General features: G+C 52.7%; 6 protein-coding genes. All 6 read right to left on the minus strand.

From position 1 onward, the window contains the following. Nucleotides 1–194: 194 nt before the first annotated feature. Nucleotides 195–1904, minus strand: a complete 1710-nt coding sequence (locus tag HV318_RS02755) for a GTPase domain-containing protein (protein ID WP_182271445.1) — start codon at nt 1902–1904, stop codon at nt 195–197. A 9-nt stretch (nt 1905–1913) separates the two neighbouring features. After that, entirely contained in the window at nt 1914–4010 is a 2097-nt protein-coding gene (locus HV318_RS02760; RefSeq protein WP_182271446.1) for a GTPase, read from the minus strand. A 426-nt stretch (nt 4011–4436) separates the two neighbouring features. Next, on the minus strand, nt 4437–6299 hold the full coding sequence (locus HV318_RS02765; protein ID WP_182271447.1) for a hypothetical protein: 1863 nt from the start codon (nt 6297–6299) through the stop codon (nt 4437–4439). A gap of 131 nt (nt 6300–6430) precedes the next feature. After that, nucleotides 6431–6988: a hypothetical protein gene (locus tag HV318_RS02770; protein WP_182271448.1), complete on the minus strand. Its 558-nt coding sequence runs from the start codon at nt 6986–6988 to the stop codon at nt 6431–6433. A gap of 20 nt (nt 6989–7008) precedes the next feature. Further along, nucleotides 7009–15264: a Tc toxin subunit A-related protein gene (locus HV318_RS02775; RefSeq protein ID WP_182271449.1), complete on the minus strand. Its 8256-nt coding sequence runs from the start codon at nt 15262–15264 to the stop codon at nt 7009–7011. A gap of 60 nt (nt 15265–15324) precedes the next feature. Then, nucleotides 15325–22413, minus strand: a complete 7089-nt coding sequence (locus tag HV318_RS02780; RefSeq protein WP_182271450.1) for a SpvB/TcaC N-terminal domain-containing protein — start codon at nt 22411–22413, stop codon at nt 15325–15327. Nucleotides 22414–22465: the final 52 nt, after the last annotated feature.

Raw genomic sequence — 22465 nt, forward strand, 5'->3', positions numbered from 1 at the left:
ACAATCCCTCCCTTACAACAACTTGCAGAAAAACGATTTTCTTCAGTGGCGATTATACTGCCATGGGTATCAGAAAAGATTGATGAGGGCCAGCCCATCTCTTAATGGGTAAAATCGGGCTGGCAAGAGTGTATAGTTTTGGAACACCTATTTAGCGCAGAACACTAGACACAAAATAATTACGTCTTGAAATATTAAAAGGCACCTTGAATCTCTTCGCGTAAATTTTTGACTTCATCCAGTTGAGCCTGCAGCGCATTAGCGCTATCGGATTTACCCTCAACCTGTGAGCGTATTTCATGCAGAGCCTCATCGATATTCGTGATAGGCAGATCAAAGCCCATTTCATGTACCTTCTTGAGCTGAGTATCCATGCTCTCACGCACGGCTTCGCTGTATTCTTTAAAGTTTTTGCGAATGTCCCGCTTAATTTGAAGGATCTTTTTTGCATGCTCAGACTGTTGATAGTCATCATAAATCTGCATACCCACCCCAAAAATCGCCATGGCGGGACCCAGAAATTTTGCGCCCTTCCCTATTTTTTCCGTTATTTTAACCGCCTCCCAGGCCTTGAACTTGTAGCCAAAGAAGCCTCCAATCTCTTTAATAGCATTGTGCAGGCCACTACCAGAAATGGATTTCAGCCCTGTTTTAGAGGCATCACCTATAGCGCTTTTCGCCAGGAAGGAAAACCCTTTCTCTGCGGACTTCACTATCCCCTGATTAATTGCACTATTAAGCTTGAAGGGATCGTCTTTTGAGACGCTGCCGACTTTCCCTTGTTCGGCTTCGGGATTGAAATTCTTTGCAGTCAACAGCGCTTCGTTGATCTTCGCGCTGGCAGGGGTATTCGCCAATTCGACTAACTCAGCCTCCAGATCTGACAGACACTCGTCTACAGTGCCCCGCAGCGCTTCCAGAGTCGAATTAATTAGTCGCTCACATTCGTAAATCGCGCTGTCCTGCATCTTTTCGAATACTTCCTGTTCTCCACCCAAAGCATCGGCCAGTTGGTTGCCTTGCTCAACGATCTGACTATTCAGCGTGTCCAGATGCGCTCCGACTTTTTTAGTCAGATCACGTCTGTTAGCCAGAAATACGCGCTTGTTTTGAGTGAGCAAGCTCACCAGGCCTTTTTGTAGTGGGTCAGAAATGGTCAGCTCATCTATTTTTGATTCCAGCCTGACTTGAAGCTGCTGGAGAGGCGTTGTCAGCCTGGCGTACAGACCACGTTGCGCCACAAAACTATCAATGGCTTTGGTGAGCCCTTCGGCGTTGGAAAGCGCCAACAGCTCTTGACGCTCTTGCTCATCGTCCTCATCCAGCGCGTCGAAGAATGACTGCGCATCAGTAAAGACGATGGGAAAGTCCTCAGGAATTTTGGGCTCAAGCACCTGCGTGATACCCGAAATCTTAGTCTCTTTATCGGCCGAGTCGCTTTCGAACTTATTGATAACGATCATTATCTCCCCGGCGCGTCCTTGCTTAAAGCACAGGTCCCGGAAGGCCGCGCCCACGACATCATCAAACAGTTCATTGGTAATGACATAGACCAGAAGATCTGCTTTCGATATCGCCTCAAGCGCTTTGGCATCATGTTGTTCGCATTCACCCGCAAGTATCCCAGGCGTATCCCAGATGTTTAACGACTTATGTTGATATTGGGTAACCGCATCTGTCGTAACACCGGACCCAATTTTAATATTCTCAATACCCGTCAGCATCTTAATGAGAGAGGACTTGCCAGCACTATACTGTCCGGCAAAAACAAGATTTAAAGGCGCTAAATCAATATCGAAATTTGCTTCCGATGCGTTGACGTTACCGGCGCACCATAGCTCATGAGAACGTTGGTAAAGGCTTTCCACCTTTTCTTTGAGCGTGTTGTAACCAATTTCGGTCATGACTCTTCCTTAAACAGTGATGAGGTCTATTTCACAGGAGCAAAGCGAAGCCACCATTTTTATGCGACGGTGGTCTTTCCCAATAATTTTACTTAAGTTTTTCTTCGGGGCGAACACGGAAACCTTATTATCCCCGGTCAGTTCGACCCTTTCTACGAGTCCTTTATAAAGATGTAAAATTTTTTTATCCAGGCTGGTGTTATATACTGTCAGTATCTTTTCCCTCATGGACTGACTCATAGCCATAAGAAGGTCAGTATTCCTGAAATAATCCGAAATAAGAAAATAACACGCGTACCCAGGAATTCGCACTACCTTGATAAATTTCGGCAGAACAAAATGTTGCTTAGTGATGATATGAGCGACTCTGTTCAGTAGCCTAAAGTTAATTTCATGCTTCAGTGTACCGAGTTGACTTTCGGCTCCATCCATTTCGTTTATAAATTTATTAAGTGCTTGACAAAGATGAGATAGGTTATTTTCCGCAGGAATAATATAGGCGCGATGGATATTCATTTCGAACCAATCGACTAAATTAGACTTTATTTTTTTCTTACTTTCCTCGATATCCTCAAGCAAAGCCTGACGCTTTTCAGATTTGGCCTCTTTAAGTTTTTTAGCACGATTGTCTGAGAAGAGCGAGAATACGGTGAACACTATACTGACACCAACCGCCACCCAACCGACAGGATTCCAGGAATTAAAGAAAGCAATAGCACTTACAACCCCGGCTATCGCCGAGCCCCAGCCGTTTATTCGCTTGAAGTCGGACTCGCTGAAGCTCTTCCCATTGTGGGAAACTTCAAAAGACAGGGTAATATCAAGTCCCTCATTCATTTCTCGATTGAAATCCTGAAGCTCTTCCATCACCTGTTCAGCCAAATCCTGCACCGATTTCTCAATGTTTTTTGTGATATTTAGGCTTTTATAATGACGATCCCATGCGCTTGCCGCATTGTCAGTCTCAATATGGTCGTCAACAAAATCAGCCACAGAGTCAATGAGCGGTTTAAAAGCGAGATCGACTGCCCTTGAGAGGAGCCGTGGCGCATCGCGAAGTGTCTTCATCTTCCACTGGGAAATACGCGTGAGGCCACTTTCATACTGTGGCAAAAGCATAGAAAGTTGATCCCTTTGTCTTAGGATCAGTAAACTCTGTTCATCAACATGATGGAGGCTTGAATCGAGAAACGTCTGGACTCTGCGGATCGGTCCATTGCCTTCGACTTCTTTAATGAGCGCATTAAGAACGCGATCGATTCGGCTCAGCTCATGTAATTGAGAACCTTCTTCACCCGGTACAGTCGTTGCCAGGAATGCAGCCTGGGCATGAATGGGGATGATTCGAACCGCGCCGGGATTGATGCCTACACGGCTGGCGAGGTTTTTTAAGCGTTCAGTATGTCCTTGAATTTCGTCTTCTTTAAAAATATATTTTTCCGGATTTTTCAGCGCCCGTCGCCGATTGCCCTCATTCTCCAGATCTTTTTTCATGTTCAATACAAAGATCAAGGGTTTGTTGAGCTTATGAACATGTTCAAGCTCAACAAAGGTTGATTCCTGAATACTGTCACTATTAAGCATAAACAGCACGACGTCAGACTGCTCAAGGATCTCGTGGGCAACCTGCGTGTCCTCCTGGCCGTTATAGGCTCCGAAACCAGGGGTGTCGATTATCCTTAAGTTGTTCCATTCATACTCTTGAACGTCGCGTGTTGTTCTTTGTGCTCCTTTACCAATGGTCTGACCATCTCCTCGGGTAATCGCCTCGCGAACCGTACTTTTGCCCGCCATCGTGCGGCCAAAAAGCATGACGTTAAAGCAATCAAGACTTCTTTGCTGTTTTTCGAGATTGGCGTTTCGTTTCGAGAGTAGCTTTCCGTAGTCTCTCTGAAGGCTATGCATCATGTCGGTAAGACCATCCGCAACCATCTTGTCCCTGGAAAGCGTTCGGCTGCCATGTTCAATCACGCGTTGCAATTTTTTACTCAGTTCATCGATAATGGCGTCGCATTGTTCGAAGTAGCGCTGAATAGTCGTGTACTCTTCTTTGGCGATCCGTCTGCAGGTCTCGAGCGACGCCAGGTAGTTATTTTGATCCTTCATTGCTTAACTCCGTTTTATCCTCGGTTTCGGCTTTAACTCCCCCTGACCAAGGATTGTATTTTATTCAATATTTCACAAATTACTGATGGCGCTATTTACCTATAAATAATGTGTGAGGTTTTACGGCTAAAATGGCTAATGTTCCATGCACCGAACGAGCGTATGCTGACGAGAGGCACATTTCCCGTTAGTTCATGAAGTTATCTCGAGGTGAGTTGATATTTATATTAAAAATATTCATTTAAAGCAATTAGATATGGTGAACTTGTCTTATGAACCAGGATCTCGCACAACTTAAGTTAAATTACCTGTAATGATTAAGACACTTCTGCAAACACTGGTAGGATCAAAAACGTGGGATCCCCTCTGCAATAGACACTCCACCAAACCGGAGTGTCTATTGGCCTACTTGTGCGACGTTATTATTTATTCTGGCGGTGTGGTAAATGTCATGCTGCTGTGTGCAGGGTCAATGCCCGTGCCAAGAATTGAAACCAGGTTCTGGATGGTAATTTTGTACTCCGTACGGGGCATTAAAGGAGCCGTCAGGTGCACGATAAATCCCGTCGTGCGATCCACTACGGCCTGGGTGATGATGCTATCCGGTTCGAGAAGGTAATTAGCCACATTGCTACCGCTGGTTTCATCCACCGCCAGACTCAAGCTCAGCACCACATCCGTAGGCGATCGCGCCCCCACCTGCTGCAACTCAATTGTTGGCAACGGTACGCCACCGGCGCATTCCGGCAAGTTACCGCCAGCAATCGCCACATCAATCGTTTGCGAGCGGCAGGCAATGGACGGATCGTTAAGCGGATCCAGCGGGTTACCCTTCCCGTTCTCCGGGCTGATCAAGGCAAACAAGTCATTCCATTGTCTGCGCGCCTCCAGCAGGTACGTCATCGATGGTGCGCTGGACCAGCACACTTTCGAGATCACACCAAAGGCATACCAGTCCGCCTGCCCGACGGCAGAATAACCAAAGCTATTTTCCGGTTCGCCGCCAAAAAAGCAGGCAATACCATGCGCCATGGCGATGAACATCCCTTCGTAATTGAAACCTTTCATCCTGCCCAGCCCACCGCTGACGACCACCGTTTTGCGGCCAAGGTATTTAAAGGCATACAGATTGGGCACGGTATCCAGTTGATCAAAATAGAAATCAATATCCGGGTAAAAACCGGCAAACTGTTTTGCGATGGTGTTAAACGTACCGATTGAAATCGTATTGCTGATTGGTGCCTGTGCTCCGTTTTCCGCAATGTCCGCAGCCTGCGCCGGTGTAAACAGTGCCTGCGCGCCATAGGGAATATACGCGGTACCCACACTGTAGGTTGTGAACAACCCCATTGCCATTTTACGTTGCACAACCCCCGGCTGGGTGTTGGAGCCAGAGCCAACAAATTCAAACAGGGCTTCACTGCGTTTTACATCATTTGCGTAAGCCCTATCGTAGGCAGCGGTGCCCAGCATCGGTTTACTCTCCAGCCCCTCTTCTTTCAACTGTGCAGGAAGTTCGTCGAAATAGAGTTGTAGGGTGTAGTCGCCCGACACCACGCCGCCCGTTAACAACAGATGGCCATCGGGAACTTTGTGCCACGGCTGGTTAGTCGAAATATGGTGTACACCGCCTTCATAGGAACCAATACTCACCATGTCAATGGCAACGGGTTCACCATCCTTGTTAACCAGATGCTGCCCAGGACGCAAATTCGCCGCTTTCGTGTATTTGCCATCCGCCAGCAGGAATATCTGATCCATGGTACAGATGATTTCTTTGATCTCTTTGGCCCCTGCGCTTTGCATCGCGATATAGACCATCATCGGTTGATACCCGGTGCTGCCCGTTCCCGAGCTGAAGTTCACCACCGCCGTATCCCAGCCGATCTGAACCTTGCCGTTATTCTCAGCCACCGTACCTGCCAGCACGGAATCACCCACCGTAAACAGATAGATCGCTTTGTCACCCTCAGGGACAGCCACAATCGTGTCATTAGCAAAACAGCTACAACAACAGTAACAAAATGCTGGCCCCCAGCCCGCCCCTTTTGCCGCACACTGTGCAAAAAATGTCGCTGAGGGGAAATACAAATAACTTGTACCATTCGTACAGGCGGTACATTGCACTGGTGTGTAGATTTTGGTGGGATCACCACCATCACCGCACAACGAATGGTAAGAGGAACTTTGGTTAACAACATCCTGACAATGGTAGTCACCGCCGCACAGCGGCAGCATACCTTGTTGGGTCAATTTCTGATTACACACCGTTGGATCATAGCCAGCCATAACTCTCTCCTTAAACTGAGTTTTTGAACGTTCTGATGACATATGACGTAATCTGCTACGGCTTTTTATGCTGATGACACCTCCTTCAGGATGCGGATAAACAAAGCGCCGCTCGGGCGATGGCCGCGCAGTCAATTGACCTGAGCGACAGGTTCATTCCAGCGATTCAATCCGGGACGTTCGGGATGCGCATCCGGGCATGTCTCGTTCGGCCTGCGGGCTTTGGCCGCCACCACGCATCCACACTTCCCGCACACCGATTTTTCCCCATTGCTGGCACCGGCAAAGGCGTACAAGGTGTGCTGATGTTCGGGGGGCACCTTCAGGTGCGGGCAGTTTTGACACAGCGCGAGCCTGTCGCGATACTGCTCATCCGACACGGTAGAGAAACCGGTCTTTCCCCAACGCGCCAGCGCTGACCCGGCGCGCATCAGCAGCGCCGAGGTAGTAAATTCTTCTGCCTCATTCGCAATGACGACTGGTGGGTGGTCAAGCAAGTGCGCCATAAACGGCGAACCGCGGCTGACCAGCAGATGATGTGCATAGGTGGTATCCGCCAGCGCCGCCTTCAGCACGGCCTCACTGACCGGCGCATCCAGCCCCAGAAGGGCTCCCATCTCTGCGCACTGTTGCTGCAGAGAGCCATCAGCGCTCATTGCTAATTCGCTGCTTAAGGTGTTGGTTTGCATCTCACTCCTCCATTTATTCCTTAAAAGATTTTGGCCGCATACAGGGCGACAACTTGCAGATCCAGCAGTTTGCTGCCGTCGATAAAGCCATCGCTCAGCAGAGGCGCAATTGACGGGTTGGTCAGATCAAACTTGAACGTCCACGTCGTCGGCGCGGTTTTGCCATTCCAGTTGAGTGCATCGACGACCGCTTTCCCGTCAGTAAAGGACGGTGTGGTGGTGTTATTCCCCGACGCGATAGTCATAAACGTGGCGTTAGTGGCAAGGGTGATCCCGGTCGCGGTCGTCAGTTGCAGAACCAGTTCGTTGTAGGTCAGACTTTTGAAGTAACCCAACTGGGCAGGATTGATATCCAGCGTCAGCGTCTGTGTTTTGGCGTCGCTGTGATCGAGCATGAAGGTCTGCCACGCGGTGCTTTGCATGCCGCCATCGACATAGATGCCATTCAGCAGCGGTGTCTGCGCCAGCACGCCGCGCACCTGGCGCGCCAGCTCATCGTCGGACAGAGCGGTATAACGTAGAGTAATGATCACATCCGAGAGTTGGCCAAAATCAAAACGGTTGGTATCGAGCGGCATACTCAGCGTCCAGTCAGAAACCGCGCCGGTATTCTCAAAAGGCAGGTAACGGGGATCCTGGAAATCCAGCGTAAACAGCCCTGAATCATCGACACCACGTGAAACGGCAATGCTCTGCCCGTGCGCCCAGTCTTGCCGTATGCCCTGCGGCACTTCGCCAACGGGCGACAGCAAATACTTCACTTCATCAATGTTGGCGGTGGTCGCAATACTGTTTTTCGTCTGCGTCAAAACCGCTTTGATATTCTGATACGGCCCAATTACCGCCGGGATCGACAGCGAAATCGTGGTGATTTTTCGCGAGTAATGGCCCGGATAATCATAATCAAACAGCGCTTCGCTCAGCGAGAAAGAGCACGCCCCATCGCTCTTGAGCTTCAGTAATTGCTCCGGCGCAATCATCGCCAGCGAGATGGTTTTCTCAATTTCCAGGCTGCGCTTATCGCCGGTACGCCAGGCGGCTTCCATGCGATTAAGTGCCAGCCGTAAGCCTTCGCCCGCCGTCAACCCTTTGTGCAAACTGTCCCAGTAATCAAACGACAGGAAACTCTGGTTGCTGTCCGTTTCAAACTGATACGAGGCCTGTGCCTGCTGCGCCGCTTGCAGACCCAGTGCCCAGGTCTGGAAGTAGACCGCGCTCAGGCGGCCTGCCATCCACTGGTAGAGATCCTGGTTAGAGAATTTATCCTGCAAATAGCGCTCAATAACCTGGTTCTGCGCAATGCTTTTCTGCTGCACCGCCAGATCTTGCTGCGCCGACTGTAGTTGCAGATTCGCGGCAACAAGTTGCTGGGCAATGCTGTCACTGTCCGCCTGCGCGATTTGTTTCTGCAAACTCCACTCCTGGCTGCGGCGTTCGTACCCGCCCATCGTGGCAGCCCGCTGCGAAATAAAGCTACTGATCTCCGCGCCGATCTCGAACACTCCCGACGAGGCGTTCACCGCCGAACCCAGTTGCACGCCGCCATAGGTCATGGCAAACGGCGAGCCGACTTGCGGCACGGCATAGGCGATGGTCGCCGCCGTCTTGCTAATGCTGCCCAGGATGTTGGCCGCCAGTGCGGCGGCGGTGGCATCCAGGCTGGTCTGCTCATAGCCACTTAACCCGTTGTTGAGCATATCGGTATAGTACGTCAGACGACTGGCCGCGCCCGTTTGCGACGCCGTCAGCGACAGGATGTTCGCCTGAATCTCACTGATGCGTTCCGTTTTAATGCTGATATTCATCTCCAGAATTTGGCCTTCCTGGTTATTACGCAGCGCTGCCAGTGCTTCGGCATCATTTTTTTCCAGTACGGATAACAACGCACTACCCAGTTCAATCAGGATATTGCACAGGTTCTGTGCCGCGCCAATCGCTGAAGTAAAGCGATACGGTGTCAACTGCACACTGGATGACGCCCCCGTCATCACGTTGTTCCCCGCCGCTGCCGCTCGTACCAGATCCAGCGGATTGAGCGGTGGCTGGAACAGCGCCAGTGAGCGGTAAACACCATCAATGTTCAGCGAGTGGTTGATCTTGTACATCCGGTCTTCTGCGGTATCCCAGCGTTGCATCAGGTCACTGTTTTCCGGGACACAGAAGTAGACATACAGGTCGTTAAAGGCGTGTCCCAGCATCGGCGTCGTCGAACCGGAACCGCCTGGAATGAAGTTCTCCAGGTCGATCAAAAACTGCGGGATACCATCAGGATATTTCGCTTTTATTTCTTCGAAATTCAACACGATGCCATCACCCGCACACTCGCCCACCAGCTGTGGGCGGGGGCCCAGCAGATCGTAGGCATAGACATACAACATATAGGCACCGGTGATCGATTCCCACGAATCCTGGATAAACAACTGGTCGCCCCACGCCAGCAGGTTGTCGATGTACTGCATCAGGGTCGATTTTTCAAAGGCACCGATGCGTAAGCGCGCAATGGCAAACGGATCAAAGGGATCGTCGTTATACACTTTGACCGCCGGATTACTGTCCGACAGCATCTCCTGCAGGCTTTGCAGGGTATGGTTACGGAACGGGCGGAAGTTCCAGAAATGGCTGGCCGGGGCACTCAGCTGGTAATTGAGCAGGATATTGCGCACCATCAGTAACTGGTCTGTCGTCAATGTGGGATCGGCACTTTGCAGGAAACTCAGACTGGTGGTGGCCGTAAATGTCGGATTGACTTCCCCTGAAGCATTGAGGATTGGCGACGCGGGTGGGCGTGGGTTTTGTTTGAGTTGCGTAATAATGGTGTCGGCTTGCGGTAACGCAATCGCCTGCTCCGTCTCGTCCACGATCGTGGCGGCGGTCACAAACTGTTCCGCCTCTGTCGGGTTGAAGACATATTGTAGCCACGTCTGCGCTTCCTGGAATTGCTGGTTAGTATTCAGACCGGCGGCCACCAGCATGGGGATATGGTAAAAAATTTCCCAGAAATACTGGCCATACAGGCCGTCAAAATCGACCTGTGTGGCATCCAGCGCACTGGGCCAGTTCAGGCCGGTCGTCGACGGGGTAAATCGTTCAAACGGCAGCACCGGTAGCACCGGGATCTGCTGAATTTTTAAATTCAGCAAGCTATCCACGCCGCCCACAAACAGCGCGCGGCTGATTTTGCTGATCGCACTGGTCGACAATCGGGTCACGTTAAAATGGAAGTCACCGGTAGTGGTGTAGCCCACGGCTGCACCGTGATTCTGGTAAGTCAGCACAATCGCTTTCGGTGCCTGCGCAAGGGTCCGGTAAATACCGGCAATCTGGCTCTGAGTAATCGTTCCCGACAGCAGCAAGTTACCCAGACAAAGCTGCACGTTGGCACCGGTCAAATGCTCCATATCGATGCGCCCGTTAGGGTCAATCAGTGGCGGCATGGTTTGCAGCGCGACATAAATTTGTTGCGATACTGCGTAAGTGATTTTATCGCTGATAAACGCATCGTCGAAAATCACCGGATAGTTTCGTAGCGCATTCAGAATGTATTGATACTGGGCATCCGTCAGCCCCATGTTGAGTAATATGGCCTGTAGATAAGCCACCGTCACACCGGCAGCCAGCCGACCGTCTTTCACCAGGTTGTACTGCGTCAGAATGGTGTAAATTTGCCGTGATAAGACCGCGTTGATGCTACCGGGCGAAGTGCCCTGATAGGTCATAATCGCAAACGTCGGCTCAATCAGCGGATCCCCCACCGTCAGCCCTTCGGCAAAGCTGGAAAATGCTGGCTGCCCCTTGTCGCCGTTTTCCGGTGATAGCAGGAAGATCTCATCCTGCACAAAGAACAGGAACCAACCGGGTTGGGTACCTACTGGCACGACTTTCGTGCAGTTTCCGGCAATGGTTCCGAACAGTTCGCTCCCTTCCAGATGGTCGAACAACACCTGCTGCACCGCCGAAAATTGCAGTGGGCTGAACACGCCATACGCCGTGATCCCCGACAGTACGCTATACAGATCCAGCGTCGCCATCGCCTGTGGTAACACATTGCCGGTCGCATCAATCACCTTCGCCGCCTGTAACGCCTGGTATATTTGCAGGCTCTGCGTGGCAGAAATTCCGCTGCCAATAAACGAATTACCATTGACTGCGCTGGCCTTACTGCCAACGGTCAGGCCAACGGTACCTGGTACATTGCGATTGTCGGTAATGGGTTGGCTGCGATGGGTGACCTGCAGCACATCGCCTGAGCTCTGAATCTCGGCATGAATCAGCGATAATGGCGTTTTAGCGATATAGGGATCGGCCAGCAGCAACTCCTGGCGCTGGACCAGCACATCACCTTCCAGACTGAGGTTCAGCACGGCAACCGGGCGCAGATTCATATTGCCGGACAGTTGCCCCATGACCATTCGATTGTGATCTTCTGCGCGGTCGCGCAGGTTGAGCCAGAAACTGCTCGCACTGGGATCGCTGGTCGGTGACGAGGGGTTTTTCGTCACCCAAATATCCCCTGTATCCAGCACATTGGGGCCATACATCACCACCAGCCGCTCGGCCTCGGCCTTAAACGGAGGCGGTTCCACGTAGTTTGTCGCATCCACATTAAAGGCAAAGACCTTGTTCCAGCAGGTCGCCGCCATATCAAACAGGCCATCAAACATGGCGTTATTCATCAGCGCAATATTGCGGGTATCATCCGAACGGAACAGCACCACATCCTGATCAACCAGCGTCTGCGGTTGTACCCATTTTCCCTCCTGATTCAGAAAGGAATACATCACCGACGCGGTATAGGTAACGCTGTTGGTGGTGGTGACTTCGCTGGGTGAACCGGAAACCGAAGAGGTATTGTTTTTCTTGATCTCATTCCAGAACAGGAAAGGACGGCTGAAGGCATATACCAGCGTACAGTTCGCCGAATTGATCGTCAGATCGATTTTCTCCCACGGCGTCCACGGCATATTTTCCGTTTGCTGGCAGTAATAGAAGGTGTAAGGCGCAGTTTTGCTGCGTGACAACAGATAGATCCTGTTGCTGTCATTAATTTTGGTTCGGTAGGCATCGACCGGTTTTAACTCGGCCACCTCGGAAAAACTGTTGATATAGGTGGTGAACGCCGCGCCCACATACGCCTTGTTAACATCCGACTGTTGCAGGCTTTGCACCAGCGCCGTGAACTGTGGCGTCGTGTTTTTGCGCAAGCTGGGGATCAGATAATTTTCCGGATAGACAAAAATCTCACGGTTCGCCTGCCAGACACGGTAGTTCATCATCCATTCCCACCACGGATCCTGGATCTGTGTCAGATCCAGCACCCCCGGTTCCAGCTGTAAACGGCAACGCTGCAAATAGAGTTGGGCGGCATTCAACGCTTCCACAATGTAGGAAATGGTGGTGGCCGCCCCCATTTCGACATCGGTCAGCAAGAACTCATAGACATTGCGGGCGGTTTTGATGGTCGGATCATCGCTATTAAGCTGCGACAGCACCAACGACAGCAGGGCATCACGCAGATGCACCGCCAAATCACCGGACAGCGGCGTCCAGACGCTCTCCCACTGGGTACCATAGATACTGGCGGTTTTGGCCAGCACGGCGGCGGCACTCTGGCTCCACGTCGCCCAGTTCCCCTTCGCCGGTAATGCCGCCACATCCACCATCGACTGCATAAATCCGGGATTCGCGCCAAGACGGCTCATCACATCGATGCTGGTTTGTAGGCGGTTCAGTTGCAACGTGACCACCGTCACCGCCTGCAGCGGCCCGCTCAACAGCGCCGCCACCACGACGGGATCCCATCCGGTCGCTTTTTGCAGCACCAGTAAACTCGTGTCACTGGCTGCCCCCGTCGACACCAACTGGATATACAGCAACAGGTTTTGCTGCAAGTCCCCGTGACTTTGCATCATCTGCTGCACCTGCCAGATATTGCTGATGGCCTCCCAGCTCAGTACCGCGAAATTTGTCGGTAATTGATAAGCCGCCGGGCAAACCGCCACATTCGCCAGCGTCGTATCGGCAAGATTCAGGCTCTGCGCCAGTACCAGCCAGCGTGAAACCCATTTCAGCACCGTCTGCACATAGCTGGCATATTCCGGCGTTTTGCCATCACTCTGTGCCGCCAGAAATGCCGTTTCCCAGTCGGTGGCCCCCGCAGGCAACGCCACCGCCGCCACCGCCATCGACATCGCGGTAGTGGCCAGAGGATTGTTGACACCAAACAGCACCGCCACCTGCGCAGTGATATCGCTGCCGGTTGAAGCCGTACCTGCCGGTACCGTTACCCACAGCCCCTGCTGCCACACCGTGGTGTTATCCGGCTGATACAGCGGATTGACGTACACACTGGCAACACCATTAATAAAGTAATCAAGCTGGTACACCGACAAACCGGCCAGGTTCAGCCACTGGACTTTCCCGACCAGCGCGGCAATCTCCTGCACGCCCGGCGTGGCAGGTGTTGCCACGCCAGCCAGTTTCAGCAATAGCAGATAACGACTCATGGGCAGTTGCAGCGTACGGCTGAGTAGCGCATGGCGATATAAGTCCGACAGCGTTTGTACGGTCAGTGTTTGTTGCGCGTTCTCACCCATCAGTGCAAGACCCAGCGCATTGGCATCACTCAGGCTAATTCCCAGCCCCGGCAGGACACGGTTGATGGCATGGATATCTTCTGCCGCGGATGAACCCGGCGTCCAGGTCAGTGGCGTATCGGTATACCCTGTATTCAGTGGGTTGCCGGAGGGATGATACGGCGCGTTGCTGGCGAGGATCGCCGGGGAGTTGAACAACCGGTCGAACTGCGGGCCCGCCTCGTCAGCGCCCTGCCCGTAGGTTTTAATCGGCCCGGCCAGTGAACAGGCCGTGGGCAGATCCAGCCCTAACCGATCGGCGATCGCCAACAGTTGTTGCAGCGCGATCAGGCTATCATCGCTGATGACAGGCATATTACCGCCCTGCACACAACGTAGCGCCCAGTCGACCTCGGCTGCTGGGTTACCCAGTTGCGTTGCCAGATGCTGCAAACGGTTGATGCTATCCAGCGCCGTGGCCGTCAGATTATCCAGCTGCGCGGGCTTACCCGCTGGCTGACTCAGCGCGACCCATTTGCCGCCCAGCCCCTGGTTAAGGAAAAAGTTAACCTGCAAGCCCGCCTGCTGTTCCGTCGCGGATAAGTCCTGCTCCAACAGTGTCAGCATCTGCGCATAGTTCATCCAGGAGCTGGCCATAAACGTGTCGGCCACGCTGAGCGTGCTGATATCACTGACATTGTAGTAAGGCGCGATCTCGGCGGCTACCGTCAGCGCGGTCGTCACAATGCGCTGCTGATCGGCAGACAACCCCAGCGTTTGAGCGGCAACGGTGCTGGCTGCCGCACTCCATGCCGACAAGACCTGACCGTAACTGCAACCCAGTTTATCGAGCAACACCCGGATCTGATCCAGTGGGGCGTTAAAAGGCAGCGCCTGTGGGTACACCAGTGTGGTGGCCAGTTGTTCCAGCACACCCTGACCAGTGACCAATTCGGCGCGGGCGGTCAGGCGCTCGTTAACGATTTGCAGATAAGGTACGGCATCATTGGCCGCGCCACAGTCGAGCGGGATAGTCCAGATATCCGGGCGACGCGCTGTAAAGAGAAAAGCGTCATCAATCGTGGCGCGGTTCGGCGTGGTAACGTACTGGTCGATGATACGCAGCAGATCGACCAGATACGCCGCCGGGCCAAAGATCGAGCGACACTCCGGACAGTTGCAATAGTCAAGTGAGCCGAATATATCCTGGTAGCTGGGCAGATTCTGGAAGGTTTCCTTCAGCTCGGGGCTCACGGTGTCCATCGCGGAATAACGGTAAAACGGGGAAGCCACCGTGCCGCTCACCGAGGCCCATAAGTGCATGGCGCTGTTACGTACACCCACCGCGCGCTGGTGCATATCCGTGGCCTCTGCGGCGCTCATGCCCAGTGATTGCGCATGCGTCTGCACAAATGTCTGCAGCGGTATGCGTGCCAGCTGGTTTGCACAGACTATGCCACGACTTATCAGCCCCTGTGCAACATTGACATCCGGATGCAGGTTGAGTAAACGTTGCCAGGTTTTCAGCTCGGTGACTTTCGTGGCAATCCCGTCGTCATCAAGCCCCGTGGCAGCCAGTTGCTCCCGCAGCGCCGACATATCATCCGGATGGTGGAATTTCACCTGCCGGACATCAAACTCTGGGTTCGTTTCATACAGGGCCTTAAGTGCGTGGTCCTGAATCCGGATTGTTGTGTGTGTCATGTAACACTCCCGTTATGTGATTCGGGGAAACATTCAATTAACCCATTGCATCAATGGTAATTATTGGATAGACGAGACGATCATTTTGCCGTTGTACCACTTGAGATATTCGGCCTCGAACTGGGGTAACAGCACCCGGAACTTGTCGCTGTCATTGCCCGACGCCAGCATATGCATCAATTCATGCTGACCCGGTCCATAGACGCTTTCTTTGGCGCTACGTTGGGTCAACATCAGGTTAGGGGTCTGGTTGGCGTATTGCGGCCGGACGGCTTTATACAGAATGTGATGGACTTCAGCGGGGCGGCCGCTGATGGCTTTTAAATGGTCATTCAGGCTGGACACTGTATCGACATCAAGCTCCTGAAAGAACGATGTCGTCTTACTGCGCATCACCGAGTACAACGGGATCTGCCGTTTTCCCCCGGTGTATTCATCCATGTTTTCGCGCCACTGCTCACCCAGCAGATCGTTGAACTGAAAATGCAGCGGTTTGCTCGCCTCCAGCGCCAGATGGATATCCGTGATAGTGCTGGCACTGAGCTTACTGCTACTGCCTCCCTTCACGTCATAGGCGATGCGATCGGCAAGGTCGGTATAGGTTTTCACCACACTGGTCGTGGGCTCCCCGAAGTGATCGAGGATACTGGCTAAGTCTGTATCGGTCGTTGAATAGCTGGCGATATGTTTCACATCCCACTCGAAAGCGTTACTGACGACCACGACCTTCGCGCTTTTGGCTTTTTGCGCGCGCGTCATCACCCTGCCATCGGCGTCCATATGGGTAACCGGATTGCCGAGAACAAAGGCATACAGGTTCAGGCCATCGACGGTACCTGCCGGATCGGGATTCAGCCAGCGCCCTAGCCAGGGCGCGTAGTAGCGGGCACCGTAGTAGTAGAGACCGGAACTGTCATCACGCTCCTTGCCGCAGTAGCGGTACACCTTACGCTGCACCTCAGCCTGATTCGCTCCGGCAATAATTGCCGTACCGCCATAGGGAAAATACTCTTCGTAGCTGATAAGCCGGGCCGCTTGATCATATTCGCAGGCCACGGAGCTCAGATTGTCTGTCATCTGAAAACGCATCAGCCGTGTGCCCGCTTCTGCGCCGATCGCGCAATACTGCATAATCAGCACGCAAACCGCACCATCCATAACGCGCAGCATTTGCCGGGCCTGCGTGATGGTTTGCTTACCCTGTGCATCGACGCTGATATTACGCCTGATCTGATAATTACCCAGGTAAACACTCTCTTCGATCAGCGTGACTGCGCCCCCTGCGGCCATCCGCTCGCTCACCTTTCTTGTGCGCTGTTCATGGCTGTCATAGAGATAGTAATCGCAGTCATTCAGCTCATCCGGACGTTCAATAATGCAGGCGCTAACCAGGTTGTTACAGCAGTTCCAGTCCAGCGTGACGGTGTTATTGATCGCCAGTTCACGCAGGTTACCTGCCGCATCGACCACGACATTTTTCAGCCGATTGCTGTTATCTTCCACCGGCATCTCCCGATGCCACGTCGCAGAAGCTGCAACATGCTGTTTGCCGATCAGGTTGCCGGCATCATCGTACTGATAGGTCACCTGGTAATTTTCCAGCTTGTCGGCATCGTTTACCGCGGGTAGCTGGCTGAAACGGGACTGCTTGAAATCCCCGGCGCTACTGTTGTTTTTCCAGGTATTACCCGTAATAGCAGGATGTTGCCTGCCGTTTGCCGAGATCAGCCGGTAGATCGCGTCATAGGTGTAGTCCGCCAGCGGATCCACCTGCTGGTTATTATTGAAAATCGTGGCGCAGGTGTTGTTGCGACTGCGGGTAATGTTACCCACCGGATCATAGCTGTAATTTACATCCTGGAGGGTCTGTACCTGCGTGCCCGGGCGGGTGCTGTACAACCCGACTAAGCGCAAGGTGGTGGTCTCGTAGGTGTAATCCGTGACCACGCCATTACCGAAGGCGACGCGGGTACGCTGACCATTGGCATCGTAGTCGATCTGTTGCACAACTGGCTGCGATGAGCCGTCACTCAGCGTCAGCTCCGTCTGTTCCAGTAATCCGCTGTCGTTATAGCGATGGGTGACGGTGCTGCCATCGGGTGTGCTTTCACTCAGTAACAGTTGCAGCGCATTGTAGCGATAGCCACTGGTATAGATCTCACTCTCCAGCACTGGCGTCGTGTTCCAGTTAGCCGGGGTTTTGTAATCCGTGACCATCTGGCGGGAGTTTTGCAGTACTTCTCCCTGCAAATCATACTGATGATTAACGACGATGCCCGACAGATCGCAGAGCTGGTACAGCTGGCCGCGTAAATTGCGTTGTGGAAGCCGCGGCTGGGTTTCGCCGTAGGTGAAAATTTCCACCAGATTAAAATCGGCATACGACGTGATGGGCTGATCGTCGACCAATTTACAGATGCGCAAAGCCGCGCGTCTTTTTAACCGGTCGTAGGAAATGAACTGGCAGTAGTTGCGGGCGCTCAGTGACCACATTTGGTTATCAAAGATATCGTCCAGATGGCGTTGCAGGCCGGCATCTGCACTGTCGACGCAGGCAGGTTTTTGTTGCCCCATCGCATAGCGGTAGCGGAAATTATAGTAATTGGTGCCCTGGGTTTGATTGGTCTGATAAAGGCGCGGATCAATCGAAAGCAGCACGCGGTTCTGGATGTCCGTCTGCATGAAGGAGACGAGTTGACGCTGGTCGGCATCGGTCTGGATCTCAAGACAGGTGTTCCCCACACTGTCTATCACCTTAATGGCTGGTGTGTTATAGAACCGCGCGGCTTTAAGCAGCGCATCTTTCTCGTCTTTTTGTTGCTGCGTCGGCTCCGCCGGGTAATTGGCCATAAAAGCCAGATAATACGGTGCCTCCAGTACTGTATCGTCTTCGTCGTAGTGTGACTCGTCCCAGGGCGTAAATTGCACCCGCGAGAAGAACCCTTTCGGAGTATCAATACGGATCACCCGCAACAGCGGATCATAGTGGGTCACCGTCGGCGGTGGCATTATCCCGGCGTCAATCAAGGTTTGCTGTGATTCATAGCGCGGGGTATCACTCAGCCAGGGGAAATACTTCTCGCACACCTTGCCTTTGTTGTTGTAAACCGTTCGACCGCCGACGATCCAGCGATCGTTATCTTTGGTTTTGCTTTCCAGTTCACGCGCAAAACCATCGCTATAGTTCACCGCCAGCTTGCAGGAAAACGGCGATACGCCAGTGCAGGTCCGATAGTAATCATCGCGCAGCAGCACCACGGAACACGGTGGTTGCTGGCTCCGTTGCCATGCTGTCAGGTCGTAATAAAAATAACTTGTCGCGCCCTGTAGATAGCGGGACGGATCCTGGGTGATGTCCGCAAACGACGCCGCAGGTGGCAACTGATACTCCGCTGGTTGCCCGTCAACGGCGTATAACCGCATCCCTCCCACCGGCGTACCGTCCTGCCAGCCAAACAGGGTGGTCACCACCACCTGCCCCAGCGGATCAAAAATGACCTGTGCGACATTGCCATTGCTGTCAATCAACTGGCAGGGTTGCAGGGTCATATAATCGATCACCGCCGTCTGCGTGTTGGCACGCTGATCAGGATCCACATTTTGTTCATCGAGATACTGGGTCGTACTGGTTACGGTGAGGCAATAAGGTTGGTCATAACTGACGGTGCTCTTCACAAAAAGCGACGATTGCGCATCAACAAAGGCATTTTCTGCTCTGTCCGGCTGGTAGTAACACGGCGGCTGGCTATAAAACTGCACCAGTCCCCGGTTCCACCAGTAGCCATTGTCTGCTTCATAAACATAGCCCCCGGCAGTTTGCAGCGTTTCGTCGCTCAGCACGGTGCCGAACGCCGCAGTGGCAAACTGCGCAGTGAATACGGCACTGGCGCTATGATGCAATAACGCCACGCGGGCCACTTCGCCCGGCGGCAGCGCCGCGCTTTGATCATCATTCCAGAAGAGACGGCGGTCCCACATCAACAGCCCTGCCTGGAGTGTGTCGGTCACTGGCGCAACCTGGTAAGGCAAAGGGGTCGCCAGCGCCGCCGGAAGTTGCTGTAAATCAGCAAAGGTACAGTAGTCGCCACCGTTTAAAGTAAGGTTATAGATCTCACACAACTGGCTGTCATACAGCACACCACGGTAGTGATAACCGGTACTCTCCGACGTGTTGATAAAGTGCCGATTAGACGCGGTGGCCTTTAACTGCTGCTGCCCCGCAACCGGTGGAGTGCTGGCCTGACGACGGGGTAAAAAGAGGGTGCATGATTTGCTGATTTCGCCACTGAGTGGATCCACTTCCAGCGTAAAATTCTGCTGAACACGGGGATCGCTGGCATTGCGCTCATAATGGTAAACGATGCTTTCACGCGGGCTGACCAGAAAAGCGGCATTGATCCCGGCAATGGCGGGTTGTCGCAGTGTGACGGTAAAGTTCGACTCGTTTACCGTATAGGGTACATCCTGTAGGGCGCTGCCATCCTGCCCATAGACTTCCGTGCGCAGCAGTGAACCTTTCAGCGCCGCATAGGCCTGCAATACTGTCTCGCTGCCGCCTCGATAGACGGCAGGATCAAACAGGCTATCGGGAAAATCATAAGCAGCTGCATCTCCCTTGAAATACGCCTGTTGATACTGGCGAGTAATGGCGGCATTTTCGAGACAGGATCCAGTGTGATACCAGCTGCGGGTATAGACCGGGGGAACATCACGATCGCGACTCTCCCCTTCGCGATTAACCGCAAGCTGTTCACTGTCCCAGCTTTCAACAAAGCCAAAGCCGTTAAACTCGCGGGCATCTGCATCAAAATACCCCTCATGGTAGCGATAGATCTGCGTCATCTGCGAAGCCGTTATCGCGTCGGTGACAATGGTTTTAGCAACAACCTGCACCGGAAAAGGCAGACGCGTAGCCCATGGTGTGCCACGGAGTTTGTCTTCCAGGTAAAACTGGGTGGAGCTGGTGTAGAAAATCTCGGTGGTGGCACCAAGATTGTTGTCAATCCGGGTCAATAAATAGGGCTTCAGCGCGGGTGTGCCTGCCTCGCGTTCACCGCAAAAATTGAAATAGTAATGCGTCATCTGCGGGCCTGCGCTGGTAAACACCAGCGCCGAGGTTCCTTCGCCTAGCAGGTCAATAAAACGCAACTGACTGAGAGCCGTGAATGGTGCGGGCAAGGCGATGACCACGGGTGTTGATGCGAATGCATTTCCGGATTGGTTGCGATAGATTTCCACGCGACAGGGAAATGCAAACACCAGATCGGCAGTACCGGAACCATCGATGTCCGCAAGAAAAATACGCGATGCGCTGAGCGTCGCATCAAAACGTGGCGCATTAGCGAAATACACTTTCTCGCCGAAACGGCCATACCCCAGACAGGGCCAGACTTCTACCGAGCCACTGCGGATCCTGACCCGGTGTGAAAGCCCGTCGCCAAACATATCGGCAAAAGTGACAAGTTCCGTTTCACCGTTGTTCACCGTCGTGGGAAACCCCACCGGCAGGCGTACGCTATCGGCAGTCGAATAACCGGATCGCCCCATTGAGGCATAAAACAGCAGATCGCACGGATGAAAGAGCAGCAGATCGGGTTTGCCATCGCCAACCAGATCGGCGGTCTCCCGCTCTGGGTTGGCGAGATCGGTCGGCTGCGAGGAAAAACGGTAAAACGGTGACCAGCCCCCCTCATTCTGCTGACTGAAATAGCCCGTCCCCTGCGCGGTACTGACCACCAGATCCAGTTGTCCGTTGGCATTCAGACTCTGCAAACTGAGTGAAGGATCGCTGAAATTACGGGTGTCAGGGAATGCACGCGGCGACACGGGTGGCTGGTAGCGGCCGTTGCCCAATGGGGCATAGTAAAGCGTGGTGTTTGCATCACTGAGTAGCATGCCAGGAAGGCCTTCACCTTGCAGATCAACCGGCTGAAAAGCTGCATTATCGAGCATGCCAGGAAACGCCAACTGGTCATTGACGGTTAAGATCCTGAACTGCGGTACCGGCGGTGGCGCGAAGCGTGACCAGCTCAACGTCAGGGGGGGCAGAGCCTGCTGATCATAGCTACCGTCGGCGTTGATGCGGTATCCGCGCTGGGTTATGGCCTGCAAAAAAGAGAAATCCGCGGTTTCGTCGTACGCCAGCTGCAGCGCCTTCACAAGGCAAGGTTTGTCACCGAGTTGCGCAAACTTATGGAACAGCATAATCCCGTGACATAGCCTGAGTGTGCGGATCTCAAAACCACTGAGGTAACGGGAAAACGGATCGCTGCGTACTGGCCAGCTGCGCACCGGATGGTAAGGGGTGCTTCCGGCCTGCGACAGTTGGGTTAAGTCATACTCGCCATAATCAAAAACAACCTCGAATGCGAACGCTTCCATCCCGGTGCTGGCTACAGTAAAATAATTACCGTATTGCACGCTGTGAATATATTTTCTTGCTGATAATGATCGATTTATTTCATTGATTTTATCATCGACATTTTCGCCATCTTCAGCCTTGTAGGTGTATACAATCCGATTGCCTTTGCTATCAATCGCTTCATCAATTAACCATTGATATATTCTACAGGCATCTTTTGGATCGGTGATCCGGCTGTTATCGCTACGCCCATAATTAAAAACAGTGTTATTTTTATCGGTTATTTTCCACCAGCAACTGGAGGATAATGGATCAATCCATTGCTCAATCAAAGAGAAACCACTCTCTTTAATTGGCTGGAATGCCTGCACCCGCCAGTTAATATCATCCAGAATTCTGGTCGTGACCACCGGTTGCCAGTGACCGCCCTGCTCTGTCATGGACGGAATTAACTCACCATCATCACTCGTAATAAATATGTCATCAGAATTATATTGCGGAATGCCGTTACTGGTTTTCCGTGAGATGCTGGAAAGGGTTACAGAAAAACCTGGCCCAAAAGCATCGTTACCCGCGCCGGACTGGTAGTTAAGACTCAACGCGGGTTCAAAACCACGGGCAGGCGTCAACGGCAGTGGAATGGCGTAACTGCCGCTACCGGTAAATGCATTTGCCTGAAAGGTTTCACCCAATCCTTTTATTGCGCCGCCCCCTTTCGGGAGCGAGAGACTTGCCGTGTTTATTTGATTGCCAGCATCGCTGTTTTTATCTGCAACATTGTTATCCATATGACAATATTCCTGGAAAGGTGTTCAGGTTTCATGAGGATAAATATCACTG

Origin of the sequence: Enterobacter sp. RHBSTW-00901 (genome assembly GCF_014103115.1) — a bacterium.
In the GTDB taxonomy this organism is placed as follows: domain Bacteria; phylum Pseudomonadota; class Gammaproteobacteria; order Enterobacterales; family Enterobacteriaceae; genus Enterobacter; species Enterobacter cloacae_P.